Origin of the sequence: Streptomyces sp. SAI-170, assembly GCF_049739565.1 — a bacterium.
Classification (GTDB): Bacteria; Actinomycetota; Actinomycetes; order Streptomycetales; family Streptomycetaceae; genus Streptomyces.
Genome location: NZ_JBMGQD010000001.1, coordinates 8492935 through 8519518 on the forward strand (window position 1 = coordinate 8492935; position 26584 = coordinate 8519518).

The 26584-nt window shown below is 68.3% G+C and carries 23 protein-coding genes and 3 pseudogenes; 12 read left to right on the forward strand and 14 right to left on the reverse strand.

The annotated features are described in order from the left end of the window. Positions 1-138 precede the first annotated feature (138 nt). Positions 139-420 (forward strand): glycine cleavage system protein H, encoded by a 282-nt coding sequence (locus tag RKD23_RS38105; protein WP_424857922.1) that lies wholly within the window; start codon positions 139-141, stop codon positions 418-420. Between the two features lie 63 nt (positions 421-483). Here the strand turns inward: RKD23_RS38105 and RKD23_RS38110 are convergent, their stop codons facing one another. Both RKD23_RS38110 and RKD23_RS38115 read right to left on the reverse strand, forming a co-directional pair. Continuing rightward, positions 484-1026 (reverse strand): DapH/DapD/GlmU-related protein, encoded by a 543-nt coding sequence (locus RKD23_RS38110; RefSeq protein WP_424858430.1) that lies wholly within the window; start codon positions 1024-1026, stop codon positions 484-486. 798 nt (positions 1027-1824) lie between these two features. Further along, a complete protein-coding gene (locus RKD23_RS38115) occupies positions 1825-2706 on the reverse strand; it encodes a LysR family transcriptional regulator (protein WP_424857923.1) in 882 nt (293 codons plus the stop codon). 121 nt (positions 2707-2827) lie between these two features. Here RKD23_RS38115 and RKD23_RS38120 point away from each other — a divergent pair, with 121 nt between their 5' ends. Both RKD23_RS38120 and RKD23_RS38125 read left to right on the forward strand, forming a co-directional pair. Further along, a complete protein-coding gene (locus tag RKD23_RS38120) occupies positions 2828-3292 on the forward strand; it encodes a DUF2871 domain-containing protein (RefSeq protein ID WP_424857924.1) in 465 nt (154 codons plus the stop codon). A gap of 100 nt (positions 3293-3392) precedes the next feature. Beyond that, positions 3393-4210 (forward strand): IS5 family transposase gene (locus RKD23_RS38125; RefSeq protein WP_424857925.1). Its coding sequence is split into 2 segments (ribosomal slippage): positions 3393-3744 and positions 3744-4210, totalling 819 coding nucleotides; the frame shifts between segments, so codons are not numbered across the junction. Positions 4211-4280: 70 nt separating this feature from the next. On the opposite strand, the gene RKD23_RS38130 is transcribed toward RKD23_RS38125, so the two are convergent. The 5 genes from RKD23_RS38130 to RKD23_RS38150 all read right to left on the reverse strand — a co-directional run bounded on the left by RKD23_RS38130 (position 4281) and on the right by RKD23_RS38150 (position 15242). Continuing rightward, a complete protein-coding gene (locus RKD23_RS38130) occupies positions 4281-5216 on the reverse strand; it encodes a matrixin family metalloprotease (RefSeq protein ID WP_424857926.1) in 936 nt (311 codons plus the stop codon). A gap of 520 nt (positions 5217-5736) precedes the next feature. After that, positions 5737-7005 (reverse strand): KAP family P-loop NTPase fold protein, encoded by a 1269-nt coding sequence (locus RKD23_RS38135; protein ID WP_424857927.1) that lies wholly within the window; start codon positions 7003-7005, stop codon positions 5737-5739. 50 nt (positions 7006-7055) lie between these two features. Continuing rightward, positions 7056-9458 carry an FxSxx-COOH system tetratricopeptide repeat protein gene (fxsT, locus tag RKD23_RS38140; protein WP_424857928.1) on the reverse strand — a complete coding sequence of 801 codons (2403 nt, stop codon included), beginning with the start codon at positions 9456-9458 and terminating at the stop codon, positions 7056-7058. Then, complete coding sequence (locus tag RKD23_RS38145; RefSeq protein ID WP_424857929.1) at positions 9455-11371, reverse strand: effector-associated domain 2-containing protein; 1917 nt, start codon at positions 11369-11371, stop codon at positions 9455-9457. The genes fxsT and RKD23_RS38145 overlap by 4 nt, the downstream gene beginning before the upstream one ends. A gap of 484 nt (positions 11372-11855) precedes the next feature. Next, on the reverse strand, positions 11856-15242 hold the full coding sequence (locus tag RKD23_RS38150; protein ID WP_424857930.1) for an NACHT domain-containing protein: 3387 nt from the start codon (positions 15240-15242) through the stop codon (positions 11856-11858). Between the two features lie 408 nt (positions 15243-15650). Here RKD23_RS38150 and RKD23_RS38155 point away from each other — a divergent pair, with 408 nt between their 5' ends. Then, entirely contained in the window at positions 15651-16139 is a 489-nt protein-coding gene (locus RKD23_RS38155; RefSeq protein ID WP_424857931.1) for a GNAT family N-acetyltransferase, read from the forward strand. Between the two features lie 133 nt (positions 16140-16272). On the opposite strand, the gene RKD23_RS38160 is transcribed toward RKD23_RS38155, so the two are convergent. Further along, positions 16273-17226, reverse strand: a complete 954-nt coding sequence (locus tag RKD23_RS38160) for a LysR family transcriptional regulator (protein ID WP_424857932.1) — start codon at positions 17224-17226, stop codon at positions 16273-16275. A gap of 169 nt (positions 17227-17395) precedes the next feature. Between RKD23_RS38160 and RKD23_RS38165 the strand changes: the two genes are divergently transcribed. The 6 genes from RKD23_RS38165 to RKD23_RS38190 all read left to right on the forward strand — a co-directional run bounded on the left by RKD23_RS38165 (position 17396) and on the right by RKD23_RS38190 (position 22019). Continuing rightward, the gene (locus RKD23_RS38165; protein ID WP_424858431.1) at positions 17396-18091 is read left to right on the forward strand and encodes a type 1 glutamine amidotransferase domain-containing protein; all 696 of its coding nucleotides are present in this window, start codon (positions 17396-17398) and stop codon (positions 18089-18091) included. 5 nt (positions 18092-18096) lie between these two features. Beyond that, complete coding sequence (locus RKD23_RS38170; protein ID WP_424857933.1) at positions 18097-18672, forward strand: TetR/AcrR family transcriptional regulator; 576 nt, start codon at positions 18097-18099, stop codon at positions 18670-18672. A gap of 44 nt (positions 18673-18716) precedes the next feature. Beyond that, a complete protein-coding gene (locus RKD23_RS38175) occupies positions 18717-19730 on the forward strand; it encodes an NADP-dependent oxidoreductase (RefSeq protein WP_424857934.1) in 1014 nt (337 codons plus the stop codon). A gap of 440 nt (positions 19731-20170) precedes the next feature. Beyond that, positions 20171-20365, forward strand: coding sequence for a hypothetical protein (locus RKD23_RS38180; protein ID WP_424857935.1), 195 nt, complete (start codon positions 20171-20173; stop codon positions 20363-20365). A 363-nt stretch (positions 20366-20728) separates the two neighbouring features. Then, complete coding sequence (locus RKD23_RS38185; RefSeq protein ID WP_424857936.1) at positions 20729-21307, forward strand: dihydrofolate reductase family protein; 579 nt, start codon at positions 20729-20731, stop codon at positions 21305-21307. Between the two features lie 184 nt (positions 21308-21491). After that, a complete protein-coding gene (locus RKD23_RS38190; RefSeq protein ID WP_424857937.1) occupies positions 21492-22019 on the forward strand; it encodes a GNAT family N-acetyltransferase in 528 nt (175 codons plus the stop codon). A 51-nt stretch (positions 22020-22070) separates the two neighbouring features. On the opposite strand, the pseudogene RKD23_RS38195 reads toward RKD23_RS38190, so the two are convergent. The 3 genes and pseudogenes from RKD23_RS38195 to RKD23_RS38205 all read right to left on the reverse strand — a co-directional run. Next, positions 22071-22322, reverse strand: a pseudogene (locus tag RKD23_RS38195) (ATP-binding protein); the annotation flags it as partial. A 115-nt stretch (positions 22323-22437) separates the two neighbouring features. Beyond that, positions 22438-23004 carry a group II intron maturase-specific domain-containing protein gene (locus RKD23_RS38200; protein ID WP_424858432.1) on the reverse strand — a complete coding sequence of 189 codons (567 nt, stop codon included), beginning with the start codon at positions 23002-23004 and terminating at the stop codon, positions 22438-22440. After that, a pseudogene (locus RKD23_RS38205) lies at positions 22993-23919 on the reverse strand (reverse transcriptase domain-containing protein); the annotation flags it as partial. The gene RKD23_RS38200 and the pseudogene RKD23_RS38205, both read right to left, overlap by 12 nt. A gap of 773 nt (positions 23920-24692) precedes the next feature. On the opposite strand from RKD23_RS38205, the gene RKD23_RS38210 reads away from it, so the two are divergent. Together RKD23_RS38210 and RKD23_RS38215 are read left to right on the forward strand one after the other, a co-directional pair. Further along, positions 24693-24839, forward strand: a complete 147-nt coding sequence (locus RKD23_RS38210; RefSeq protein WP_424857938.1) for a hypothetical protein — start codon at positions 24693-24695, stop codon at positions 24837-24839. 5 nt (positions 24840-24844) lie between these two features. Then, positions 24845-25267 (forward strand): hypothetical protein, encoded by a 423-nt coding sequence (locus RKD23_RS38215; RefSeq protein WP_424857939.1) that lies wholly within the window; start codon positions 24845-24847, stop codon positions 25265-25267. Here RKD23_RS38215 and RKD23_RS38220 read toward each other — a convergent pair. The 3 genes and pseudogenes from RKD23_RS38220 to RKD23_RS38230 form a co-directional block, all read right to left on the reverse strand. Then, a pseudogene (locus RKD23_RS38220) lies at positions 25243-25401 on the reverse strand (MGMT family protein); the annotation flags it as partial. The gene RKD23_RS38215 and the pseudogene RKD23_RS38220 sit on opposite strands and share 25 nt — an antisense overlap. A 108-nt stretch (positions 25402-25509) precedes the next feature. Continuing rightward, a complete protein-coding gene (locus RKD23_RS38225) occupies positions 25510-25719 on the reverse strand; it encodes a tautomerase family protein (protein WP_424857940.1) in 210 nt (69 codons plus the stop codon). Positions 25720-25753: 34 nt separating this feature from the next. Beyond that, on the reverse strand, positions 25754-26488 hold the full coding sequence (locus RKD23_RS38230) for an SDR family NAD(P)-dependent oxidoreductase (protein WP_424857941.1): 735 nt from the start codon (positions 26486-26488) through the stop codon (positions 25754-25756). Between the last annotated feature and the right edge of the window lie 96 nt (positions 26489-26584).

Genomic DNA, 26584 nt, shown 5'->3' on the forward strand with positions numbered 1-26584 from the left:
AGACGTGCACCAGCAGCGCCTTGCCGTCCGGGTGGAGGCGCCCCGGGGTAGTGCTCGGCGAGGTTGCCCGTGGCGGGTCGTAGACGGGCCGCCGGTCACTGGGCGAAGGCGCGCAGGACGTGGGCGGGGACGGTCCGGGTGAACTGGCCGGCGCGCCCGTCCAGTGCAGCCGGGGAAGGCGACTCGGTGATTGCCGGGGAGCCTTGCGGCAAGGTCGAGTCGACCAAGTCGGTCTCGGACTTGTACGCCCCCGTCACCGGCGAGATCACCGCGATCAACCCCGCGGTGATCGACCAGCCCAAGGTCATCAACGGTGACCCGTACGGGAAGGGGTGGATTTTCAAGGTGAAGCTGAAAGGCGAAGCTGCGGACCTCCTGGACCCCTCTTCTTACGGCAAGCCGATTGAAGAGTCGCCTTAGAAGCCCGTTCCTCGACGGCGTAACGTCCCAAGATCCTCGGTCCGTGTGACTCCGGAGAGGCCGTCACCACCGTCGCTGTACGGTGGCTTTGGTGCCGGCCACCAGGCTTGCCGGTGGAACGTCATCGGCCACGACCGCGCCGGCGGCGATCACGGCGTCACGGCCAATGCTGACGCCGGGCAGGATCGTGGCACCGGCACCGATCCACACGTTCTCTGCGACGTCGATGGGCGCGCCGGTGAGGTACAGCCGCCGCTCCTCAGGATCGACCGGATGGCCGCTGGTGATGAAGGTGACCTTCGGGCCGACCATCACGCGCTCGCCGAGCCGAATACCGGCGTAGTCCAGGAACGTGCAGTTCTGGTTGATGAACACGCGCTCGGCGAGGTCGAGGTGCAGACCGTGGTCCGTGTAGAACGGCGGATAGATCGTGACTCTCGGCGGCAGCGGCCTGCCGAGGATCTGTTCCCACAGTTCGGCCTTGCCCGCTTCGTCCTCGAAGGGCAGGACGTTCAGGCGGGACGTAAGTTCGGTGACACGCAGGACCCTTTCAGCCATGGCCTGGAACTCGGCGCTGTGGATGCGCATGAGACGGTCGCTGGACATGCCGCGATTGTTTCCCGCGTACGGGTAACTGGGCAAGATTCGTAGGGGCTGCGGGAGCACTTGCCCGCTTGAGACGGCCTCCGCCCGGGCGATGCAGGAGCGCGACGCGGACGAGGTCGCTAAACGGTGCGGCGCTGCCGGGAGCGCCGGCGTGCTCTGGGGCCGCGGCGCTTGAGCGACCAGCGGCGCCATGCACCGAGCGCGGACAGCCCGACGCCGCAGGCCTGTGCCCGCCGTGCACCTACCGGCGGGGCACCTACCCCGGCGGATCCGCCCAGCGAGCCGGTCCCGTATCCGGCCGACGATCCCGCCCACCGCCCAGCAGGCCATGAACCCCCGGACTCTGCGCCAGGGTGGAGGCCCGCGGGCAGGGCCCCGCCGCTTGCATCCGGTGTCCACGACATAGCCGGAGGGCCTGCCCGCCCGGGCGAGGACGCTAGGCGAACCGTCCCGTCGTTCCGGGGCGGCCTGCGAGGACAGGCCCCCCGGCCCCGCGCGAGCCCGAGGGGCCTTGCCGGCGAGGGACCGGGAAAGACATCTGGGATACCTCCTGGAGAGTGACGATGCCGGAAGCCACGGATGATCCACCATGAACGCCCGTTGGGTGCGTGGATCGGGTGGACTGCGTTGGCCGAACGGCGGGTTCGACCGGCGCGCCGGCCGTCGGAGCTGACGCTTCCTCGCGCTGTACGGGACTCCGCCGAGGTGACGGTCAGCGAGTAACGCCTGCTGTGAACGGCTGAGCCTCTATGACCACCTGGCACTTTTCGACGACCGGACCGCACAGCACAGGCGTGCTCACGAAGGTGCCGAGTCCGCCGCGGCCTGGGCGAAGGCCTGGATGAGGGGTGTTTCCCCGTCGGCCCGCCAGACGAGGGCCCAGCGGGTGGGCGGGGCGTCGGTGACGGGGAGGAAGACGAGGTGGGGCCAGTTGTAGAAGTCGCGGGCCTCGGCGGTGACTGTGCCGACAGCGTGCCCGGAGGCGACCGCGTTCAGGACTTCGTGCCCCGTGGAGACCCTTGGACCGCGGGGAACGGGACGGCCGGAGGGGGTGTGGAAGGGGATGAACGTGTCCTCCATGGACGGGGGAAGGCCCCGGCCGGTCACGAAGGTGCAGTCGGCGAAGTCCTCCAGCCGGACCGACTCCCTTTGGGCGAGGGGATGGGTGGCGGCGACGATGAGCTGGAGGGGGGAGGTGTGCACGACCGGGCCGACGGTGAGGCTCGGGTCGTCGACCGGCAGCCAGAGCAGCGCCACGTCGACCTCGCCTGAGTTAAGCAGATCCAGTGGGGCCGGCTGTTGGATCTCGCGGTGCTGCAGCTGAACGGCCGGGTGACGGGCCTGGAGCAGCCTGATGGCGCCCTTGACCACACAGAAGTGCGGCCCAGTCGTGCCGATCGTGAGGACTCCGGCGTGGCCCTGTGCGGCCGCGGTGGCGGCATCGACGCCCTGCATGATCCTGCGGTAGCCGGCCTCCCAGTCCCGGTGCAGCTGTTCCCCGAGGGGGGTCAACTGGACGCTGCGGCTGGTGCGGTGGAAGAGCCGGCCGCCGATTCGGCGTTCCAGATGCTTGACCGACTGGCTGACACGCGCCTGGGTGACGTGCAGCCGCTGGGCGGTACGGCTGAAATGCAACTCCTCGGCGAGGGCCAGGAATATCTCGATGTCCCGCAGTTCCACGTCGTACCGCCCGGCGATTAGCCACAGGTTATGGGTCCTTGCCGAGCCCATTGTTGATCACCGGTGGTGGGCGTGCAAGCGTAGCGGCAGTCAACTCACCTGCATCCGAGAGTGGTTACACGTGCGGAAGATCCTCAACACGGCCCATGTCTACATGATCGTCGGCCTGGTCAGCGGCCTGTACTACCGCGAGCTGACAAAGCTGAAGGACTTCACCGGCGACACGCAGCTCGCGGTCGTGCACACTCACGTCATCGCCCTGGGGATGCTGTTCTTCCTTGTGGTGCTCGCACTGGAGAAGCTGTTCGGGCTGACCTCGAGCCCGCTGTTCGGCTGGTTCTACTGGACGTACAACGCGGGGCTGGTGGTGACCGTCGTCATGATGGCCGTCCGCGGCACGCTGACGGTGCTGGGCCACCCCCTTGGCGAGGCCGCCGGCCTGGTGTCCGGACTCGGCCACATCCTGCTGACGGCGGGTCTGGTGCTGTTCTTCGTCGCCCTCGGTAAGCGCCTTCCGGGCCGCTCCGACGCGGATGAGGCGGCGGACACCCGGCCTGCCGCCGCGGCCGGCTCGACGGCTCGGTGAGGAGAGTCCCATGCGGCCCCGCGCCGCCTGGAGTCTTACTGGCTCTAACAAAAGCGGGTTGATCATGTGACTGTCGGCTTGATCGTTCGTTGATGTGGTCATGGGGAAGCGTCAGTCGCGGCCGTGGATCGTGTCGGACGAACTGTGGTCGCTCATCGAGCCGTTGCTGCCCGAGCCACCGCCGAAACAGGTGGAAGGGCGGCCTCGAGTGCCCGACCGCCAGGCCTTGTGCGGGATCCTCTTCGTCCTGCACACCGGCATCCAGTGGGAGTACCTGCCCCAGGAGCTCGGTTTCGGGTCGGGCATGACCTGCTGGAGGCGCCTTGCCGCGTGGAACGAGGCCGGTGTCTGGGAGAAGCTGCACCAGCTGCTGCTGAACAAGCTGCGGTCGAAGAACCAGCTGGACTGGTCGCGGGCGGTGATCGACTCCTCCCACGTCCGGGCCGCACGACGGGGCCCAAAAGCGGCCCCAGCCCGGTCGACCGCGCACGGCCGGGCAGCAAACACCACATCATCACCGACGGCCAGGGCATCCCGCTCGCGGTGTCACTGACCGGCGGAAACCGAAACGACATCACCCAACTCCTGCCCCTGCTGGACAAGATCCCGGCAGTGGCCGGGGCTGTCGGCCGGCCGCGCAGGCGGCCCGACATGCTCTTCGCCGACCGCGGCTACGACCACGACAAATACCGCCGGCTCCTCCGACAGCGCGGGATCCGCCCCGCCATCGCCCAGCGGGGACAACCGCACGGCACCGGCCTGGGCACGTTCCGCTGGGTCGTCGAGCGGACCATCTCCTGGCTGCACGGCTTCCGCCGCCTACGGATCCGCTGGGAGAGACGCGACGACATCCACGAGGCCTTCCTCGGACTCGCCGTCTGCCTGATCACCCACCGCCACGTCCAGAGGCTTTGTTAGGGCCAGTTACTCCGTGCTCGATCTGCTGATCATGAATGCCCCTGAAACGGTGCGTGAAGCCGTCGACGGGTCAGGGGGCAGATCCGTAGAGGGACTGGATCGCTTCGATGTCCGCCGTGGAGAGTTGGCGTTTCGCCGCGCCGAACGGAGTCATCACCGAGTCCACGTCGGTCGTCGTGTGCCCCAGGCCCAGGGCATGCCCGATCTCGTGAACCGCAGCGGCCTGGAGGTCGGTCAGCAGCCCTGGGCTGTTGGTCCACTTGGGAGCCTCGTTGAAGTGCACGTCGCCGGCGAAGAGCTCAGGTGCCAGCGCGGCGGGCGGCGGGAATGCGTGGCCCAGCACGAGGCGGTTGTCGTCGAAGGGCGGGGGTCCGAGCAAGCCGGGTGGGTCGCCATGGTCGCGGACCAGGAAGCCGAGGAGGATGTCCACGCGGTACAGCCGCGCGAGCGCCTGCACAGCCTGTGCCTGAACACGATCGAAGGCAGCGCCGAGGCGGACGGCCAGCGCGAGTGTCTGCAGAGCGCCGCTGACGGCGAATGACGGCGGAACGCGCCTGAATGTCAGGGGCGTTACGGCGGCCCAGGTCGCGAAGCCCTGTGAGACGGCCGAGGTGACCTGTGCGGGTGGCAGGTCGGAAGTGAGCCGGATGAACCCGTACGTCAGGTCCGTACGGGGCCAGGCGCGAACAGTGGGCACGGCTCTGGGCACCACGGTGGCTCCGGGCAACAGATCCGGCATGCCGCAACGCGGGCTGCGCATCTGCGCGAGCGTCTCCTTGCCCACCTCTCCGTCGGCTTCGAGGGAGAAGAACTCCTGGTACCGGCGTACCGCGTCCGCCAGCGGCTCGTCGTAACGGTCGAGGTCACGGGGGGCGTGCGTCGCGTAACCCAGCTGCCGCAAATACGCGTACAGAGCCCTGACCTCGGGTCCTTTGTCATCCTTCTTCAGCGTCTGCAGCGGAGCTCTGAGCATCCCCGCCTCCTGAGTCAGTGCTGACAGGTCCATCGGGATTCGGGACCACTGCCCGACGTATCGGCCCCCTTGCTCGCGGGTCACACCGCACTGCGACAGCGAAAGGGATCTGCCGAGTGGCGCTGATTCCACAATAGGAGGCCCACAAAGCGGCGCAACTCCGTCACGACCAGGCGCAGTGATCCCGGCAGCTCGTTCGGGGTTCCATCGCTGCGGGTGGACACGGGGGCCGGGAACGGCGGTGACCCAGCGCAGTCGACCGACCACGGTCAGCGGGCCGTCGTCCACTCAAGCGGCTGGTCAGGGGTGCCGCGGACGAGCGCATCGCCGCCGAAAAGGAGGGGGTTCGGCGACCCCTCTAGGTTCCGCCGACACTTCGACCGCCACACCCGCGTCTCCGCATGGCGACCTCGTTCCTCGACACGCGGACCGCCCCGGACACCGGCTGCCTCGCCGGTCTGCAGCGCCCGAGTTGGAGACCGCCCGGTAGCGACGACCGATCGACTGACCGATCGACGACCGGCGCCCCGAACCCGGTGCTCGGTCCGGCGAGTCAGTCGGCGCTATCCGGGCCCGCCGTGTTGCGCAGTGTGCTGATCATCGCCCGTACTTCGGGGCCGTCCGGCGGTGTGACGCGGTGGTGACCGCCGTAGGTGAGGAGGTTCTCCAGTTCGGGGTGTTCGGTGAACTCCCTGAGGCGGGCGGAGAATCCGGCCCGGTAGGACTCCGCGTTGCGCGGCTCCGCCTGGGCGCGGTCGAAGTAGCTCGTCAGGATGCGCCAAGTCTCTGGTTCGGCGGCGAGGAGATGGAAGAAGGCGCGATGCCGGGTGCGGATGATCAGGAGGATGGCGAGGCGCAGCGAGAAGTCCGCTGTCAGGGCGCGGCTGTGCTGGGCCCGGGACACGGACAGCGCCATGCTGAGCACATTGAGGTAGCGCTTCAGCCGCCGGGGGTTGCCGCCGAGGCTGGTCTGCAGCAGGCCCCAGAAGAAGTCGGAGTCCGCGAGGTCGGGAACGGCCGTGGCGTAGGCCGCCCGCAGGGTGTCGAAGCCCACGTCGGGCAGGAAGAAGGGCAGTTGGACGATCTTGTCGAGGTAGGCCATGCCCGACACGACTTCCGGCGGAGCGCCCTTGAGGGCGTCGCCGAACTTGTTCGTTGCCACCGCCGCCAGCACGTCAAGGTCCAGCGCGAGCACGAACACGCACTGCGTCTCCGCCAGGAACAGCTTCAGTGACTCCAGGACGGTCATGGCGGACTCCGGCGTGCACCGGTCGAGGTCGTCCACGAAGACCACGAGCCTGCCCTCCGGGCCGACGAACTCCCTGACGGCCGAGGCGAAATCGGACTCGAAGCTGTTGATCTGACGGTACTGCTCGGAGTCCCGTACGGAGATGTCCTGGAGCATCTGGTCCACGGCCTCGCCCTTGATGACGCCGCCCGTGCCGAGCGCGGCCGCCGCTCCCAGGCCCGCCCTGACGGACAGCCAGGTCGCTGCCTTGGCGAGCCGGAGCGCCTTGTCCTTGAGCTTCTCCTCCTGCTCCAGCTCGGCGAGGATCGTGTGCAGCAGCGCGGCCCAGACCTCGACCTTCCGGTCGTACTTCCACGGGTTGAACCAGATGGTGCGTACGTCGTCCTTCGTGAAGCGCTTCTCCCACAGCTTCAGGAAGCTCGACTTGCCCGCTCCCCAGGAGCCGAAGACGCCCACGGTGAGCGGCAGCGGCCTGGCCTCGGCGACAGCCTCGTGCAGGACCGTGACGTACGGCTCGAAGTGGAAGGCGTCGTCCTCGGGACGGCTGATGGGATTGTCGGTCAGCGGACGCAAAGGGTGTCTCCTGTCGCTCAACTGGTGTCGGCCGAGGGATGGTTGGTCGGTCAGGCGGGGTGCGAGGAGCTTTCCATGCAGTGCGAGACCGCCTTGAGCCGGTCCGTCCGGGCCCGGGGGCCGTTCCGCCAGACACTCTCCGCGAGTTCGGCCGCCATGCGGGCGGCCTGGAGGTCTCCGCGGTTCTTGTGGTGGCGTACGGCGACCAGCACGAGGTCGTTCACCTCCGGGCGTTCGCTCGCCACGGCTGGAGCGAGGTTGAGGCGTCGGACGATCTCGGTGACGAGCTGCGGAGCACCGGGGGCGGAGAGTGAGGCGGGCATGGCCGCCGCGAGCAGACACAGGACCGCCTCGTCGGCCTCCTGGCGCTGGTTCGGTTCCATGAAGCGCTGACGCGCGACGAGTTGGAGGACCCGGTGGACCTCGACGGTGTGGATGGCTCTGTCCAGGGTGGCCAGGCCGGCGTCACAGAGTCGGCGCAATGCCTGCTGCAGGGGGACCGGCCGGCACAGCACCGCTCCGGGGCCGGGAGGCATCCCCCGCCCCACGGCGGCGAACAGCAGATCCTGCGACACCGGCCCTACGCCCAGATGACACAGCAGGTGGAAGAGCTGGACCGCGCTGGGCATGTCCTTCTCCAGCACATCCAGGGTGGCCCGCCAGCTCGCCACGAGCGGCACGGGGTAGCCCAGCAGACCGCCCTCCTGGAGGAGCATGGTGCACAGCTCGTCGAACTCCGCCAGATACGCGGCCACGTTGGGGCCGACCTCCGACAGGAACCGCCCGATCTCCAGGACGGCCAGCGGCAGATCGCCGGTCCGCTCCGCCAGGTCATCGGCGTCCGCCTCGGGCAGCGTCGGCACCAGACGCCGGAGCACCGAGAGGCTTTCCGCGCGCTCGAAAGGGGTGACGGGCACGACGTCGGAGACCTGGCGCGTCCAGCTGAACGTACGGCTCGTGACGATGACATGTCCGTCGCCGTCCGGCAGCAGCTGGCCCATCTTGTCCACGGTCTCGGCGTTGTCGAGCACCAGCAGCCAGCCCTTGCGGACCCGTCCGCGGCGCAGCCGGTCGAGGACCGCTTGCACGGGTGGCGCGCCTGAGGGTCCCGGCTCGATGCCCAGGGCCGTGCCCAGGGCTTCCAACGACTGGGTGAGCTTGACGGCGTCGGTCGCCTCCAGCCACCAGACGAAGTCGTAGTCGCCCTGGTGGAGATACGCGTACTCCAGCGCGGTCCGGCTCTTGCCCACGCCCCCGGTGCCGTACAGCACGCACGGGCCGGTCCCGGCCGTCAGCTTGCCGCGCAACTCCCGCAGCAGTGCCGCGCGGCCGGTGAAATGACCGTTGCGGGAGGGGAGATGATTGTGAGAGGCCTTCAACTCCGCGCCGCGGTCCCGCTGTCCGGGCTGCGCCCGCTGACCGTGGGAGGCCTGGGGCCAGACTCGGGCCCCGTCCCAGGCTCCGGGCGGCAGGAACTCCTCCGCGACGCTCATCGCGCGCTGTACGTCCGCAGGAGGGAGCGTCGCCCTGAGGGCTTCGGCGACCTCCGGCTGGAAGACGTAGGCCGGCTCGGTCATCCCGGTGGCGGCGGGCGCGGGGCTGAGCAGGCCGCTCAGGAACGCCTCGGCGACGGGGTAGTCTCCGCGGTCGGGCAGCAGCCGGCGGTGCATGCCGCGCAGCAGCGTCACCGTGATCACCGGTGCGACCGCGAGCAGTGCGGCGAGCCGGACCGAGTCACGCTCGGCGGTGCGCTGGAAGAGGCGGACGAGGTGCTGCCCGTCGGCCGGAGGCGTCGGGTGCACCGGCGACAGCGGCCGTATCAGGCGCAGTCCCAGCCCCTGGTGCCAGACACCGCCACCGACGGCGGTCAGCCGGGCCCATGTCCCCAGGGCGGCGAGGTCCAGGGCGATCAGCGGCACCGCGTCGTCGACCGGTGGCTTCGGTCCGGCGGTCGGGCCCGGTGGTCTGCGGCGTAGATCCGCGGCGGGCGTGCCGGGCCCGTCCGCGCGCCATTCCACCTCGACGACGGGGTTGCCGGTGCGGTACCACAGGCGCTGCGGCAGCACTTGCATCACGCCCAGGGGAGTGTGGGTGGCGCACGCGCCCAGCAGCTGGGACATCCGGCCGTCCCGCCAGGCCGCTCCCAGTCCGTCGGTCGCCAGCAACAGCACACGACCGGGGGCGGGTTCCCCGAGGAGGTCGCTCGCCGGGGACGTACCGCCGTCGTGGTCGACGCACAAAAGGCTCCCGGGCGCGGACGTGTCGAGACGGTGCACGCTGACGCTGCGGAACGACGCGCGCCGGGTGACGGAGGCGAACTGCGCCAGGTTGTCGCGCCACATCTCCATGGAGGGCGCGTCGTCCACCACGAGACAGAGGTCGAAGTCCCCGCTCGCGAACGGTCGCAGGACACCGAGAAGGGCACTGTCCGCCTGGCTCACCCCGGCACTCATGGCGACATCAGGGGGAGGTGCGGGGGGTCGGACACATCGGAGTCCGGATCGTCGTAGAGCAGAGCGATCGACTGCGCCCACGGACTCTCACCGCGGCGTAACTCCAGGATCTTCTCGGGAAGGGTGGACAGGGTCGAGTCCGCGGCGAGCTCCTCGATCCGTGCGTCGGTCTCGGCGGCCCCGTCGCGTGACCACAGTGCCGCCGGTACGCCGGCCGCCACGATCTCGCTCCAGAGCCTCGCCCGGGATGCCTGGGGCGACGGTTCGCCCTCGACGCCACCCAGGGACAGGCACAGGACCCGCCGACCACCGCCTTCGACCCACGTCCGGCCCAGGGTGCGGGTCCGCAGTTCCTGCCAACGTGTGCGCCAGTCGGGGTCGCGACGCACATGCGGAACGCGGACGACGACCGGATGGAGCATGCCGAGGGCCGGGCCCTCGGACGCACCGTCCACCGGCCATTCCTCGACGCGGAGTTCGAGGAGATCGGGAGGCAGCACGAACTCGACCCGCAGGCGGTCGGCGTGGGAGCCGAGCCGGGTGACCTCCTCCAGTGTCTCGCCGACCGCTGCCCGCACGGTGTCGAGCGACATCGGCTCGCTGCTGCCCCGAAGGGGCACGGCCTCGTCGTCCGGTCCGCGCAGCAGCCACGACGACAGTTCGAACCGTGCGCTGTCCCAGGCGGCCTTCTGCAGCAGGAAGGTCAGCACCCACGGCGCTTCGGGGGACCCGGCCGGCGGCTGTGCGGGCACGGCGTTCGGCCCCAGGCGCTCGGCCGTGCCGCCGCGCCAGTCGAGCAGTGCCTCCCGTACCGGCGGATCGGCGCGGGCGGCGACCTCGGAGACGAACTCCAGCAGGGCGACGGGGCCGCCGGGCGGGGCAGTGCTGTCCTCCAGCTCCACGGCGCGTTCGAGGAGGTTCTCGCCCGGCACCCGGGATGGTACGAAGGTCAACAGCCGGTGCAGTTCGGTCCGTTCGGTCGGCAGCAGGAGCGGCTCCGAGGTCATCTTGTCCACCAGGGCCGCGAACGTCTCCAGCTCAGGGCCGGCGGCCTTGAGCATGCGCAGGGCCGCCACCAGTGTGCGCAGTCCGTCCGGCCATTGTGCGCAGGTCCTCAGGAGCGCGATGGCCTGCGGGCGTGCCGCGGAGTACCGGGGCACGCCGAGGGCCAGCGCGGGACGCAAGTGGCCCAGGATCAGATCGAGTTCCATCGGCTCGAGCCGAACGGCCAGCAGCGCGTCGACCAGTTCGCCCAGTTCCCGCAGGGTGAGCCGGCTCGGGCGCGTTCCTTCGCCGTACTTCGGGCGTACGGTGGTCAGGGGGACGAGGTCGAGCGCCTCGCCGACCGGGAGCATCCAGCCCGACGCCCGGTCCTCATGGCCCGGGTTCGCCATGAGGATGCCCACCACCCCCCTGCCGTCCCGGTCCCAGACCGCCGCGCCGCTGACCCCCGGTCCGGGCACCGGTCCCGGGAACTTCAGCCGGGACCACGCCGTCGACCCGGGGTCGGGGCTGTCCAGCACGACCGCCCTCCACCGCCGATCCGGCCCCTCGGGATCCGGATGCCAGATCTCGACGACGGCCCCGGCCTCGGCCCGCTCCCGGCTCGGCGGACGAGGCCTGTGCTCGGTGGGGTCGACGAGATGGAGTACGGCGAGATCTCCGCTGCCCGGCCGCCACGGCAGCCATCCGCCGGGTACGACCTCGGCCCTGCGCTCCGCCGACGACCCGGGGAGCCGCACCAGGACGTGCCCTTGCGGCCGGTCCCCGGACGCGGGCGCATCGAGGGCCTCCGCCACCACATGCGCGCACGTCAGCACGTGGTTCGCGGCGACCAGAAAGCCGGACCCGCGGGCATGTCCGTCGAGGTCCGTGATCACGGCGCCGAGCCGGTCGGATCGAGCCTCGCTCACCGCGTCCTCCCTTCGTGCCGCGCGCGCCGATTATCGGGTGCGGTAGGGGGCTCTGTCAGGAGGATGACCGATGTCGAGGCCGGCCGGGTGCGGGGGACGGTGAGGACGCCCTGGCGGGTCCGTGTCGGCTACGCTCCGACCGTGTCCAGCTCACCTGTGGTGACGAACTGTCCGGTCCGGCGCCGGAGACCCGGATGCGGCCGGGAGAGCGGGTTGACCGACAGCCTGCGTGGTGGCCCGGCTTGTCCAAGTCGTCGGCTGGGCCTGCCAGTCGGTGACTGTGATCCCCTCGTGCTGGAAGTGCACCCGGCGATCCGGTTACCCGGCACCGATCCGGCGGCCCTGCTGCCCGCGTAACCGATGCCGACAGGCTGCGACGCTTCGGTCTGGTCGAGACCCGCCCGACCGACACCAGCGGACCGGGTAACACCTGGATCGCCGCGCCCTTGGATTTCGCGTCGTACGGAGGACGAGTCGCCGACGCCTACTTCGAGGGCGTGCGGGTTCGTTCTGCCATTGCTCTCCAGAACCGCCGCAGTTCGCGGTTGCTCATGCCTTGCCAGCCTGCCCTCTTGCGCCGAAGCGCTCCCCGTGCCACAAGTGCCAGCTGCTGCCTGCAGAAGGGCTCACGCAGCTCACCAGCTGGTTGTTCTCCCTTTGCAGGGTAGGGACACAGTTCGAACTTACAGCCGCGCAGACAGCACGTGCCGGGCTCGGCCGTACGCGGCATGCCGACCGTTCGCTCGGGATGGAGAACTGTCCGATCCGACTTGAGGCAGGGCGGCAGTTCGGTCCGGTTGGTCCGCTGCAGCCGCTCATCGATCAGAAGTCCGTCCCGTTCTGTCAGGTTGAGCAGGAGCAGAACGTCTGCGAGGAGCTGCTGGGCCCGCGGGTGCAGCGTGCTCCACCCCACTGACGGTGGGATCCAGAGGTTGTGTTTGCGATAGACCGTCGGATCTGCGGGACTCGAGCCGATTTTCAGAGTGGCCCCCGTCTCGTCGATCCAGATGAATCGCTCGGGATGCCCGGTCTGCAGCGCCAGCGCCGCGAGGTCCCCGGCCTCGGCGACGAAGGGGTGCAGGCGTTTTCCTCCCCTCACCGTCAGTTCGTCCGCAGGCCGATCACCGGAAGCCTGCTCACTGCCGGCCATACTCAGCCAGCGCTCCACCGCCTGAAGCGGCTCGATGCCGACTCGGCCTCCGCCTTCCGCGCCATCCGGTTCGTCGCCGCTGTCCGGCAGTTCCCACAGACACAACGCGTGGATCAGCGTGAGCTGCGAGTACCAGTAGCGCGCGTGCGCGAGCATGCGTTCCGCCTGCTCGATCAGAAACTCGCGGGTCTCGTTGGAGGTTGCAGGGTGCCGCCTTCGGCGGTTCGCAGCGCCCTTGAATCCCTGGGCGAGCGCAATCTCCAGAGATATGGGGAGGTCGGCACTTCCTGTCCCGGCATTGGGGGCCAAATGCTGCAGCCAGAGGTCCAATCGTTCCCTGGCCACACTCCTCCGGTCGGCGTCCACCGAACCCACCACCATGGGAACCAGCCATCCCCTTGAGACGAACTGGCGCCAGATCTCGACTCTGTCGGTCGGCTTCTCCGTCTGCTGCGGTGCTGGAGGGCTGAGCTTCTTCTCGCGTTCCAAGCCCTCCTCGTACTTCTGGTCGGCCATGGCCTTCTTGTACTGCTCCCACGGATCGTAATTGTCAGAGTCCGAGTCCTCCTTCTTGGCCGGCCACGGAAACAGCTGACGCAGCGCGTCGAACGCGTTGTCCCCTCCAGCACCAATTTCCTGGGCGATGGCGAGCCTGACGGGGTAGCCGGCCTCTTTCCAGCTGATTCTCATCAAATCGGCATAAGCCGGTTTCTCCCACGTTTCGGCATCCGGCCGCTTGCTTGCTTCGTCCAGTCGGCGGGCGGCCTCGCCGAAGCGCTGCACGAGCCTCAGTTTCGCTTCGTTGAGCGTCTTCGTGTCGCCATCCTTGAGTTCGGGCCAGCGTTCCCGAAGCCTTCTGGCGATGTCTCTGTGCCGCGAGTCGTTTTTCTTACCGGTATCTATCTCCAATGCTGCGGCATAGAGATCGAATGCCTTGTCGTCTTGGCGAGTTTCAGCAGCATTGACGAGCAGGTCGACCGTGGATCGCTGAGGAGGTATTTCCCCATTGCGCTGCGAGCCCCCATTGCGCCGCGAGCGCATGATCAAGGAGATGAGGAGTTCACGTCCCGGGTCGGTCAGAGAATCTTTGAGGGCGGATTCAGAATCTTGCTGGACGATGTCGAGGAAACTGGAGCCGAGGTAAGCCTGGAGAATGCTGTGCGGAAACCTGACCTTATAGCTGTACGCCTCGACCAGGCCAAGTTGCTCCCCTTCCGCCGCAAACCGCGACAGGGTAGTTCGCCAGCAGGACTCTGAAGCCTCACGCTCCGGCAGTTGACTGACTCGTCTTCTCAATTCCTCGAGAATCCATGGATAGCGGACCTCTGGGTACCATGCCCCCTTCTTCTTGCCGCTCCAGTTGATCACTTCATCGAAGTCGACTTCCTGCCGATCCTTGAGCAGGCCGATACAGGCCATGGCCGAAATGACCTCTACTGTTGTCCGGCGCCGTTCCAGCGGGATGTCGAAGCGGTGGCGTAGATGCCCGTCGACCAACGCTTTCACCCATGACTCCATGAGTCTCACTCGAATTCCCGCACGGTCACCTTTCCTCGTATCTATCTGTTCCCGATCGTTGGCGCCTTCATGATGCTCAAGCAGTTGGTGCTGTCGAAGCTGACGTGTGACCTGCAGATACAGAGGCGACTCGGCGACCGCGGCCGTCTCCACGATCCAGTCGAGGCGCCGCTCCTCCGCACCACAGTCTTGCTGTCCCAGGTAAGCGAGCGCGGCCTCATCACTGAGGGGCTCGAGATCGATCACTGCTGCCCGTGTGCCTTCGACCGCGGCGTGCGGGCGTGAGGCGATCACCAGCGGGATTCCCTGTTGCTCCGCTCGTTCGATGGCGCGGCGGATCAAGCCGTCCCGGTCCGCCTGCCGCTCGTCGTCGCTGAATGCCTCCTCGAGTCCGTCTGCGATGATCACGGCCTTGTCGTCCATGCAGAGTTGTCGCCAGACACGTTCAGCCTGTTGTCTGGAAATAACCCCTGGGTCGATCAGATCACAGAAACGCTTTTTAGCCAGTTCGCTAAAATTCAGATCTCCGCTGTCGAGGTCGGTTCTCCGAAGATGGATGGGAACGGGGAGCGCTCCTTTTTCCGCCAGTACCTGTGTCAGTTGCACGAGCACGGCTGTCTTTCCGCTGCCCACGCCGCCGACTATCACGTACGGCCGACGCCAGCGACGGTTGCGAAGGGCCTGTGCTATCACCGAGCAAAGCTCTTCCCGGCCGACAACCTCACCGGTTATCGTCCCCGCTGTGGGTACCAGATCCCGAGGACTCTTCTTGGCGATCCGACGCACCCGCCTGATCGTCTTGAAGTGTCGCAGAGTGAGAAATGTCGCGGCGCTCAGGGCGAAGGCGAGGAAAGGTGTGGTGAAACTGATGACGGCACTGCACGACGGTGCCTTCTTGTCGCAGGTGCGTTCAATGATTCCAGGCTCGTCGTTGACGATGACGTAGATGGCCAGTGCTATCCAGGCCAAGAATATGAAAGCGCCAATGAATGCAAAGGCCCGGAAATAGGTCGCCGGTGTTCTCCGTAGAGGCCACCATCGGGCAAGGGGGACCCTGCGTTTCGCTTCCCGCTGAATTCGAGACATCGTCGATCTCTGGAGCCAGTAGGTTTTCGCCTTGGACCAGAGCCGTTTGCCGCGCCTCGGGAGCGACTCGTTCGGCGGCCGATACTTCCCTTCAGGGTGCCGGATGACCTGACTCATCTTGGCCTTCCCTTGCTGACCCGAATGGGCTGGTGCCAGGATCTACGCTACGCGGGCGGAGGCTGGGACGCACACCGTGGCTACGGTCTCGTTGATACCGAAACAATTGCTCGCGGCAACGTGCTCCTGGGTATCCGTAGACACATATCTCTGTCTTTTCTTTGATGATTACTGAGCAGACTCCGGCACGGCGACTGTGGCAGCCTGCTCCACTGCGCCTTGCCTGACGATGCCTGGTCTGTGGAACTGAGCGAGGCTCGGGCGGCGTCGGCAGGAGAGGCCGAGACCACGACCGGGTTCCGCCGGCCTGTCCACGTCGGGCCGCACGACACCAGGCGCGCTTCCGCGGCCTGCCCGTGGAGCCGACCCGCTGCACGAAGGCACGCCCCGGTGCGAAATACTCTCCCGATGGGTTCACGTACTTCCCCGGTCAGCCAGCCGATCACGATTCGGAGGGCCGTTGCGCGGGATGCCAAACGGCTCACGCGGCTCGTGCGTGGCTCGGGTGCCTACGAGGGGAAGTACGCAGCCGCAGTCGCGGGCTACCGGGTCGGTCCTGATTACATCGAGGCCCACCGCGTCTTCGTGGCCGTCGGTGCCGACGAGCATGGGGGCCGGGTCCTCGGGTTCTACTCGCTCGTCCTCGCCCCACCGGAGCTCGACCTGCTGTTCGTCGCCGACGAAGCGCAAGGACGGGGTATTGGACGACTGCTCGTGGCGCACATGCAGTCCGAGGCCCGTGCCGCCGGGCTCGACCGTGTCAGGGTGGTGTCGCATCTCCCTGCCAAAGACTTCTACCACCGCGTCGGCGCAGTGCGGACAGGGATCGCGCTCGCGAACCCGCCCGCCGTGCCGTGGGACCGTCCTGAATTCGAGTTTCGCATTCCCTCGGAATGACGCGGTGTGCCGGCTCCCGAGTCGCAGCCCGTTCCTGGGTGCGCCGGTCCCGGTGAGAAGGCATCTCTTGGGCTCAAGAAGAGGCTGCGCGGAAACTGCAGTCGAGGGGGAGCGTGCTCGGCCACCGCTGCCCTCATGCTTCGTGGGCGGAGCGCAGGAGGTGGTCGCGCACCAGTGTGACGTGCGGGTTCGTCGACGAGCCGGGGCGCTGGACGAGGAAGCCCGTGTTGATCGGTGGGTCGTCCGGATCGTTGAGGAGCACAAGAGCGCCCACGGCCAGTTCGTCGGCACACAGGTAGCGGGGCAGCACGCTGAATCCGGCACCGGCTGTGACGGCTGCCTTGACCGCTCTCAGGTCCGGAACGACGACGGCCGGAGTGCAGGTCAAGCGCTTGCCGAACACATGACGCCAGTAGCGGCGGACGATCGGCAGATCGTCGGCGTACGAGATGAGCGGCACACCGTGCAGCGCTGCCGGGCCCTCGGTCGCAAGGCGCGGCCCGACCCGTTCGGCCCATGCGGGTGCGGCGACCAGGACGAACTCCTCGTCCGACATCGGTACGGAGGCGAGCGCGCGGCCGCGGGGGCGCAGGGTTGCCACCACCAGGTCGTGCCGGCCCGCACGCAGTGCGTCCAGCAAGTCGTCCGTGAGGCCGAACGCGATGTGCAGGCGGACCCCCTTGTCGATCAGAGGGGCCAGCGTCGGCATCACACAGTGGGTGAGGTACTCGGCGGGCCCGGCGAGATGGACGGGCTCCGCGTCGCTCTCGCCGAAGAGGGTGCCGGCACCGCTGACGGGGCCGAGGGCGTCCAGTGGCTCCATCACGCGTGCGGCCAGCTCGTCCGCGAAAGGGGTCGGGGAGACACCGCGCGACAGTCGCTCGAACAGCTCCCGGCCCAGCCGGCTCTCCAGGGAGCGGATCTGCGTGGTCACCGTCGGCTGTGACAGACCCAGCATGCGGGCGCCCGCGGTGAAGGCGCCGGCGCGGTACACCGCGAGGAACGTGCGCAGCAGGTTCAGGTCGAGGAGGCCGCTGCCGTGGGGCGGCGGTATTCCCGGCTGTCCATCGGGATCCCTATCTCTCATATGTATGAGCCTATTGGATTTCGATGGGTGAGGGGTTCTACCTTCGACGACATCGCCGCACTGACGTACTGAGTGCGAAGTGTCAGAGCTTCGGAAGCTCAGAGGCGGCGACGTACCGCCCCCGATCCTGTACGGCCTGTACGGGACCCGCACCCTCGGAGAACCCCTCATGTCGAAGATCCTCTTCGTCGTCACCGGCACCGACCACTGGACGCTGGCCGACGGCACGAAGCACCCCACCGGCTTCTGGGCCGAGGAGGCAGTCGCCCCGTACCAGGCGTTCAAGGCAGCCGGCCACGAGATCGTCGTCGCCACCCCCGGCGGCGTCGTCCCCACGGTCGACAAGGGCAGCCTGGCGCCCGCGGTGAACGGCGGAGAGGAAGGCGCCGCCGAGATCGCGGCCGCCCTCGCCTCGTTCACCGAGCTGCAGAGCCCGATCCGCCTGGAGGACGTGAACCTCGACGACTACGCAGCCGTCTTCTACCCCGGCGGCCACGGCCCGATGGAGGACCTGGCCGTCGACGCCACCTCCGGCAAGGTGCTGAGCCTGGCGCTGGAGTCCGGCAAGCCACTCGGTGTCGTCTGCCACGGCCCGGCCGCGCTGCTCGCCGCCACGAAGGCCGACGGCACGAACTCCTTCCGGGGCTACGACGTGGCCGCGTTCACCAACGAGGAGGAGACCCAGGGCGGCTTCGCCGACAAGGCGAAGTGGCTGCTCCAGGACCGCCTCACCGAGGCCGGCGTGAACGTGAAGGCCGGCGAGCCGTGGGCGCCGAACGTGGTTGTCGACCGCAACCTGGTCACCGGCCAGAACCCTGCGTCCTCCGCCCCGCTCGCCGCCGAGCTGCTCAAGAAGCTGGCCTGAGCGACATGGGCACCGACCGGCTCGACGAGGTCCTCGCCGCGACGTACGACTGCCTGACCAGGTACGGCGTGCGGCGCACCACGATGGACGACATCGCCACCACCATGGGCGTGTCCCGGTCCGCGGTCTACCAGTACGTCCGCAGCAAGGACGACGCCTTCCGGCGGCTCGCCGGGCGCCTGCACGAGCAAGCGCTCGCGCGGGCCCGCCGGGCAGCGGACGACACCACCATCCCGTACGCCGACCGGATCCAGGGCGTCCTCGCGGCCAAGCTCGGACTCGTCCTCGAACTGCAGGGGGACTCCCCGCACACGGCCGAACTTCTCGACGAGAAGGCACGCCTCTTCGGCGGGATCTGCTCCGACTTCACCGCCGAGCTGCGCCGCCTGCTCATCGGCCTCTTCGCCGAGGCGGGCACCGCCGAAGGGGTCGAAGCGGTCCAGGCCGCAGACGTCTGCATCGCTCTCGTGGTCGGCCTGGAGGGTGCGACGGACCCGCAGTGCTTGCTGCCGCTGGCGTCCGACGCCCTTGCGGCCGGGCTCTGTGGCGTACCTGTCTCCACCGTCACCGCGGGCAGCTGACTTCCCCCTCTCCTTCCCACACCGCACCCTTCCCCAGGATCGTCATGTCCTTTTCCAGCCGTGAATGGCACCTCGTCACCCGCCCCGTCGGCGAGCCGAGGGCCTCGGACGTCGCGCTCGAGACGGCCACCGTGCCCGACCCGGGTCCCGGCCAGGTCGTCGTCCGCAACGACTACATCTCCGTCGACCCCTACATGCGCGGGCGCATGAACGAAGGCGAGTCGTACATTCCGCAGTTCGAACTGGGCGAGGCCATGACCGGCTCCGCCGTCGGCACCGTCGTCGCCTCGCAGGTCCCCGAGGTTCCGGTGGGCTCGAGCGTCACCCACTTTCTCGGCTGGCGCGAGTACGCCCTGCTGGGCGCCACCGACGTCCAGATCGTCGACACCGAACTCGCCGCCGCACAGGCATACCTGGGTGTCCTCGGCACCACCGGCCTCACCGCCTGGGCCAGCCTCAAGGAGGTCGCCCCGGTCAAAGAGGGCGATGTCGTCTTCATCTCCGGCGCCGCGGGCGCGGTCGGCTCCGTCGCCGGACAGTTCGCCCGCAGGCTCGGTGCCTCGCTCGTCATCGGATCGGCCGGTGGCCCGGTCAAGGCCAAGCGGCTGACCGTGGACTTCGGTTACGACGTCGGTCTGGACTACCGCGCGGGGGACATCGCCGGGCAGCTCGCCGAAGCCGCCCCCGACGGCGTGGACGTCTACCTCGACAACGTCGGCGGGGACCACCTCGACGCCGCCCTGCGGACCATGAACCTGCGTGGCCGGGTCGCCTTGGTGGGCGCGATCTCGATGTACAACGCCACTGAGCTGCCTGCGGGCCCGCCGCACCTGCCGCTCGCCATCGGCAAGCGCATCAACCTGCGCGGCATGAACGTCAGCGACCACTTCCACCTCGTGCCGGACTTCGCCCAGCAGGTGGGCGGCTGGCTCGCGGACGGCTCTCTCGTCGCCGACGAGACGGTTGTTGACGACATCGAGAACGCCTTCGAGGCCTTCCAGGCCATGATGCGGGGTGCCAACACAGGCAAGATGCTCGTCCGCCTCCCGCAGAGCTGACCCCGCCAGGCCCCCTGAACACCGGCCGGTGGGCCCACCCCCAGCCCACCGGCCGGCCCCCACTCCGAAGGACCCCTCTGGAAAACCGCACTCCACTTCCGTGAAGACCGCCTTCACCACGGCCGACTCCTTCACAGCCGCCGACGCCTACCGCTGCTGTGATCGCGGTGCCACATGAAGGACGAGGGCCCAGCTGCCTCCTTGAGAGATGGGCAGCAGGGGCAGGACGGGAGTTGCGGTGAGCGTGGCGGCGCCGAGCCGGTCCGTGGGTCCGCCCGTCGTCTCTCGGGACGGCGGCCACGACCATCGCGACCGCGACGAGCACCAGGACGAAGAAGGCTGCGGCGAGTCAGCCATGACGGTCAGGCCTACTGGCCGGTTGCACCGAGTACTTCGCAAACGCTGAACGGATCGGGCTGTACTTGACCTTGCTGCGCGGCATGTTCTTCGAGAAGGAGAACATCCGGTGGGGCGAGCGCGCGCTTCAGGTACTCGAGCGACGCGCGACAGCGGCCTGCGGCCACGAGCACGTCACACCCAGACGTGACCCTCCGGCAGTCGGCTCCCCCGTGGCGACTCGCCGAGCAGAAGCGCCCGGCGTGCAGATACTTCTCGCGGTACGTGGCCCTCTGTGACGGCCTGACCGAAGGCGTTCTGGAGGTGAGGTTCGCCGCGCTCGCCGTCCAGTGGTCCGCGTTGCCGCGTTCACCTGCCCCGACGTCGCTCGCATCAGCGCCCCGCCGGCGCCGAGCGTCCGCCACCGTGTGACCGCCCCGCCTGACGACAGCGCGTCAGCCAGTGGGGAGGTGGGCCGCACGACGGCCCGGGTCCATACAGACATCACGCTCCGCGACGCGGACCGGGAGCGCGTGACGCTGCCTGCCGGGCTGGTGGTGCGGGAGTCGTCCTGAGGGCGGAGGGCCTGCGGCGATGAGTTTCGCCGTGGTCGGTGGTCTGTATCCACAAGCAGGTGTTCCGCCGCCCCTGAGGAGAGCATCATGACCGTCACCTACACCTTCGACGTCTTCTCCAGCCTCGACGGCTTCGGCGCAGCCGGCGGAAACTGGACCGGCTACTGGGGCAAGCAGGGACCTGAGCTCCTCGACCGCCGCCTGGCGCTGTACGGCGAGGAGCAGCGGATGATCTTCGGAGCCCACACGTACCGGGCGTTCGCGCAGATGCTGGCCGCGAGCACCGAGGACTCCGAGGTCCGTGATCCGTGGGTCACGCGGATGAGGAACCTGCCCGCGACGGTGGTGTCGACCACCCTGGAGGGCCCCCTCGACTGGCCGGACGCGAACGTCGCCAAGGGCGACGCCGTCGACGTCGTCGCCCGGCTCAAGGAGGAGTCCCCGGTACCACTGCGCTCGCACGGCAGCCTGTCGATGAACCGGGCCCTGATGGCCGCCGGTCTGGTGGACCGCGTTCAGGTGACGCTCTTCCCTGTGATCACCGGCCGGACCGGCCTGGACCCGATCTTCCAGGGCGCGGAGGACTTCGACCTGGAGCTGATCGAGAGCCGCACGCTCGACGGCCGCACCCAAGAGCTCATCTACCGTCCGGCCTTGCATGTGTGAACCCCGGCGCGCTCCCGGTCGAACGGGCCCAGCGGGCGGCGCGAGCGGGCAACATTTGTCGACGGTTTCGGACAGCACTTGGTGATCAGGCAGCTCGAAGATGTAGACGACAACTGACAACGCCAGCGCTCGATTTGGAGGGACAGCGTCGAGCGCTCGTACGGGTCCGTGCGAAGATCGCGACGTGAACGATCTGCACTTCCGCCTTGCCGGCGACGCCGACCTCGCCACTCTCGTTCGTCTGCGCGACGACGCTGCCCGCTGGATGCTCGCCCAGGGAATCACCGACCAGTGGCAGCCCGGCCAGCTGGACGAGGACCACTTCCGCAAGATCATGGCGAACGGTGAGGTCTGGCTCGCCGAGGCCGACGGCCGCGTGGCTGGAGCCTGGGAACTGTGGTGGGAGGACGAGGACGCTTGGGGACCGCAGCCGCCGGTGGCCGGCTATGTGCATCGGCTGATGGTGGACCGCAGCAGCGCCAAGCCGGGGACGGGGCGTTCTCTGCTGCGTGCTGCGGAGAGCCGCGTTGCTGCGGCAGGGCGGGCGTTCGTGCGTCTGGACTGCCTGGCTGGCAACGCGCGCCTCAACGCCTACTACCTGGACGCCGGTTACCGGGTCGTCGGCCACAAGGCAGGTAAGCCGCAGCCGGGCGGTGCACCCAAGTCGTTCACCCTCCTCGAGAAGACCTGCGGGCCGACAGCGGGCGGCTGAGCGACTGTGGCCAGGGGGCACGCTCGCTGAGGAGAACGATGGTGGCCGACGTCAGTCTGCGGCGGCGTCCTGGGCTTGGGCGGCCCGGGTGCTGGCGAGCAGGTAGGACTCCGTGCCGGTCTCAACGATGTTCCCGCCGAAGGTGAGCCGGTCGACGACCGCCACACCGAGCCGCGGATCGGTGAACGTCCTGGTCCACCCTCCGAACGACTCGTTGGAGGCGATGGCGGCGCGGTTCTTCTCCTCGCGTGCTGTCAGAACCGGGAATAGCAGCTCGGCGCCCGTGTGGTCCAGCTCCATGTGTTGGGTCGGGGACGGGACGCCGTGCACCGTTTCCGATGCCGGTTTTCCCGTCCCCGCCCGCCGAACCGGACGTGCCCGTTGGCCGAGCATCCGGCTCTCCACGCGATCCGATGTGTCAGGCGAGGTATTCGCTGACCTGGCCGACGAAGGCCACATCGTCGTGGCTGGTCCGGCGAAAGCGAGCCTTCTCCGGATCGACCTCGTCGATGTTGTATGGCGTGCTGATCTGCGCTCCGCGGAAGCGGTAACGCTCGACCTTCATCTTCGCCGGGTTGTAGAGGACGAGACCGCCCTCACTGATGCGATCCGCACCGAAGTAGCGGCGCCGCAATTGCTTCCAGGTCATGTGGGGGCGCTTGTAGCGAATCCAGCGGAGCACTCGCCACCACGCATACCAGCCGAGGTAGGCGAACGTCCTCTTTGATACGCCGTAGCGGAAGTAGGCAGCCCAGCCCCGCAGAACCGGGTTGACCGTCCGCAGCACCTCCTCCAACGAGAGCGACGTCGTACTTCGCCCCGTCAGTTTCTTGATCTTGTGCATCACCGATGCCAAGGCTTGCTTGGACGGAATGGTGAGCACGACGCGCCGGTCGCCCCAAGACCTCCGCTGGATGTGAAAGCCCAGGAAGACAAAGCCGTCGTCAATGTGGGTGATGTGGGTCTTCTCGTCCGAGAGGGTCATCTTCAGCTTGCGGGCCAGCAGCTCACCGATCTCCGCCTTGAGTGCTTCGGCCTCGGACTTCGTGCCGTGCACGAGCACCACGAAGTCGTCGGCGTACCGCACCAGCCGGAAGTTCGGCCGACCCATTCGGCGTCGATATTGCCGACGCCAGGGCGGGGTCATCTCCGTTTCTCAGATCCGCGCGAAATGCCGGTCCAGTACGGAGAGATAGATGTTGGCCAGCAGCGGAGAGACGATCCCTCCTTGCGGAGTCCCGGTCAGGGTCTCCGCGAACCCACCCTGCAGCTCGACAACACCGGCCCGCAGAAAGCTGCTGACCAGCCGCAGGACCTTGCGGTCCTTGACGCGCTCGGCCACCAGGTCCATGAGGACATGATGGTCGACGTTGTCGAAGCAAGCCTTGATGTCGCCCTCGATGACCCACTCGTAGGTCGACGGCTTGCGGGTGAAGTGGTGGATCTCGGCGATGGCATCCTGAGCCCGACGTCCGGGCCGATACCCGTAGCTGGACGGGTAGAAATCGACCTCGAAGATCGGCTCCAGGACCAGTTTGAGCGCCATCTGCGCGACGCGATCTCGCAGGGTCGGGATGCCCAGGTAACGGACCTTGCCGTTCTTCTTGGGGATCACCGCCTGCTTGACCGGCAGTGCAGTGAAGGACCCGTCCTTGAGCGAGGAACGAAGTTCCTCCAGGAACGGAATCACACCTTGACGCTCTTCGACGTAGTAGCGGGTGACCGCATCCACGCCTGCTGTCCTGGCACCCCGGTTGCCGGACACCCGCTCCCAGGCCACCAGCAAAGTAGCCCGGTCGCAGACCAAGTTGAACACATCGTCGAACCGGCGATCCGGCTCGCTCCTTGCCCATCGGTGCAGCTTGCGCTGGTGATCGAGTACCCGCCGCTCGGCCGTCATACTGCCCGGCCAAGTTGTTGGCGGCGCGTCGTTATTCAACAACGGTCCTCCCCGAATGCAGCACTGCTGCCATCACGCTGTCGCCCTTCCCCATGCGGACGGCTTTCCCGTCCTCGGAGTACTACGGCGACTCCGCCACGATCTGGCGTCATCAGCGGGCGTCGCGCCTGCCCGCCGTCCGGCCGGCTGCCGGACGGGAAGGGCGATGCCAGATCGCTTCCCACGTTCACTGAGGATCTCTGTGACGGCTTCGGTGCCCAGGTATATCCCGGCGGCATCGCCACGGACCGCGGATCGCAGTATTGGTCCGGGCCTCCCGGCGTCCATGGGCTCAGGACGACGAGAGAGGAGAGTACATCGGCTATGGCCCTCTCCAGCACCACAGAGCGGCCCATCCACCAGAGTTGGCAGGCCGCTGACGACTCACGGGACGTCAACCACTGGTTCAGTTTCCTTGCACCCATTCCGTCTTCGCTTGCGGGCACGAACCGTCTGGTGGTGTCGGTCCGCCCCTACGTTGTCGAGGCTGCTTTCCGGCCTCACCCCCAACCCGGGGTTCAGCCTGCCTCCAGCTTCAACCGGTCCCTGCGAGGACCGGCGGCGGGCCTCTCATCCCGCGAGATCCATCAGCGCCTCGTGGCGCACAGCCCAGCTCGTCGATGCATAGACGATCGACGCGCCCGTAGCAGGCGATGGTCTTTCGCCGCCGTGGCGGTGGGAGTCCTGGCGGCCGTCGTGACGGGCACGGCGACCGGAAACAGGCAGGGGCCGCCGTGGTCCAGGTGGTACGCGAGCAGCTTGGAGCCTCGGAGCGCGGGCGGACGGCGCTGACCCGGCTGGAGGCCGACGAGACTACGCCGCAGGCGCGTGCGGAGGCCGCCGCGGTCCTCGACGAGGAGCTGCGGGCCGACCCGCCCTGAGACACATGCTGTCGTTCCATCTGAACGCACCGGTCACGCACGCGACGGGCAGCGTGGTCATCAATGGGAGCAGGGTCCGCGGCAGCCAGATCACGGTGGGGCCGTTGGCGGAGCCCGACACGGAGCGGGAATCCCCGGTGATGATGCCGACGTTCGGCGACGAGAGCACGGCGATCACCTACGCCGACCAGGACGCCGAGACGCCGGAATACTCCCCTTTCCGGGAGCATGTCGTCGCCAGGGCACGGGTGGGGACAGTGGCCATCGAGATGGACCACGGGCCCGTTCCCGAGGCGTCCGACCACCTGGACCGCGCGGTGGAGCTGATGCGAATGGCGTGCGACCGCGCGCGTGCGGCCCAGGCAAGCTCCCAGAGCACGCCCTCCAGCATCAGCAGGTGCCGCTACCGGTCCAGGCCGGCCGCATGACCGGGCAAGGCGCCGTCCGCGCCGATCGCCCGGTGACAGGGGCGCGGCACGAGCAGCGGATCGGCGCCGATCGCGGTGCCGACGCGTCCGGAACGGCGCTGCGGAGGCCGCGCTCGGAGCCAGGCCCCGGGCGCCGCCTGGGTGGTTCCGCCTGCGGCCGGGTCTTCTTCGGACGGTCCGTGGCGGCTTCCGTCCCCCACCCGGGTTGGCCTACCGGGTCCGCTGCACTCCGTGGCGGGGTTTCATGCCTCCCGGTATTGGCGCCGGTACTGGTCGGTTGTGATGCCGGCGACGCCCCAGTCTTCGAGTTCGACTTCGTCGATGAGGACGAAGGTGGTGGCGGGGTCCTTGTCGAGGATGCGGACGAGGAGGTCGGTGACGCCGGCGATGATTTCGGCCTTCTGGGCCGAGGTGGCGCCTTCTCGGGTGATCTTGACATTGACGTACGGCATGGTGGTGGGCCTTTCGGAAGAAGGGAGGACGGGGTCAGGGGCGGCCGGTGACATGGCCGCCGTCCACGCGCAGGGCGTGGCCCGTGACGAACTCGGCGTCGATGAGATACCGGACCGCGTCCGCGATCTCCGTCACCTCGCCGACGCGGTTCAGGAGGTGGACGCCGCCGAAGGAGTCGACGTCGGCGCCCGCGTGCAGCGGGGTGCGGATGACGCCGGGGGCGACGAGGTTGACACGGATGCCGTCGGCGGCGAGTTCGGCGGCCAGGCTGGTGGTCAGGGCGTGTACGCCCGCCTTGCTCACGACCGGGGCGGAGGCGGGGAAGGCGGCCAGGGCGTGGTCCACGAGGACGGTGCCGATGTTGACGATGCTGCCGCCGTGGCCCCGGGCGCGAAGTGCCCGCACGAAGGCCTGAGTGGTGAGATAGGTGCCCTTGAGGTTGCCCGTGAGGAAGCCGTCCAGCTCGTCCTCGGTGACATCGGTGAAGGGGCGGGAGGCGAAGGTTCCGGCGTTGTTGACGAGGGCGTCGAGACTGCCGAAGTGGTCGAGGGCGGTGCGGACCAGCGCCTCGCCGGTCGCCGGGTCGGCGATGGTGCCGGCGACCTGGGCCGTGCGCTCGGGGTGGCCGAGGTCGGCGACGGCCTTGGTGAGGCGCTCGGTGTCACGGCCACCGAGGACGACGTTGGCCCCGTCCTCCAGCAATGCCCGGGCGATGCCGAGGCCGATGCCGCTGGAGGCTCCGGTGACGATGACGGTACGGACGTTCATGGTGTGCCCTTTCGTGCTGCGGCAGGGGCGGTGTGCCGATGCCTGTAGCAACGTAAGAGCCACCCAACCCATAACACCACGACGGAGGTTGAAGCC

Bases quoted from the DNA above. Each gene is read 5' to 3' on its own strand.
- RKD23_RS38110 (WP_424858430.1), bottom strand. From the start codon at position 1,026: ATGTCCAGCGACCGTCTCATGCGCATCCACAGCGCCGAGTTCCAGGCC.
- RKD23_RS38130 (WP_424857926.1), bottom strand. From the start codon at position 5,216: ATGGACCTGTCAGCACTGACTCAGGAGGCGGGGATGCTCAGAGCTCCG.
- fxsT (WP_424857928.1), bottom strand. From the start codon at position 9,458: ATGAGTGCCGGGGTGAGCCAGGCGGACAGTGCCCTTCTCGGTGTCCTG.
- RKD23_RS38150 (WP_424857930.1), bottom strand. From the start codon at position 15,242: ATGAGTCAGGTCATCCGGCACCCTGAAGGGAAGTATCGGCCGCCGAAC.
- RKD23_RS38155 (WP_424857931.1), top strand. From the start codon at position 15,651: ATGGGTTCACGTACTTCCCCGGTCAGCCAGCCGATCACGATTCGGAGG.
- RKD23_RS38160 (WP_424857932.1), bottom strand. From the start codon at position 17,226: ATGAGAGATAGGGATCCCGATGGACAGCCGGGAATACCGCCGCCCCAC.
- RKD23_RS38165 (WP_424858431.1), top strand. From the start codon at position 17,396: ATGTCGAAGATCCTCTTCGTCGTCACCGGCACCGACCACTGGACGCTG.
- RKD23_RS38170 (WP_424857933.1), top strand. From the start codon at position 18,097: ATGGGCACCGACCGGCTCGACGAGGTCCTCGCCGCGACGTACGACTGC.
- RKD23_RS38175 (WP_424857934.1), top strand. From the start codon at position 18,717: ATGTCCTTTTCCAGCCGTGAATGGCACCTCGTCACCCGCCCCGTCGGC.
- RKD23_RS38180 (WP_424857935.1), top strand. From the start codon at position 20,171: ATGTTCTTCGAGAAGGAGAACATCCGGTGGGGCGAGCGCGCGCTTCAG.
- RKD23_RS38185 (WP_424857936.1), top strand. From the start codon at position 20,729: ATGACCGTCACCTACACCTTCGACGTCTTCTCCAGCCTCGACGGCTTC.
- RKD23_RS38200 (WP_424858432.1), bottom strand. From the start codon at position 23,004: ATGACCCTCTCGGACGAGAAGACCCACATCACCCACATTGACGACGGC.
- RKD23_RS38215 (WP_424857939.1), top strand. From the start codon at position 24,845: ATGCTGTCGTTCCATCTGAACGCACCGGTCACGCACGCGACGGGCAGC.
- RKD23_RS38225 (WP_424857940.1), bottom strand. From the start codon at position 25,719: ATGCCGTACGTCAATGTCAAGATCACCCGAGAAGGCGCCACCTCGGCC.
- RKD23_RS38230 (WP_424857941.1), bottom strand. From the start codon at position 26,488: ATGAACGTCCGTACCGTCATCGTCACCGGAGCCTCCAGCGGCATCGGC.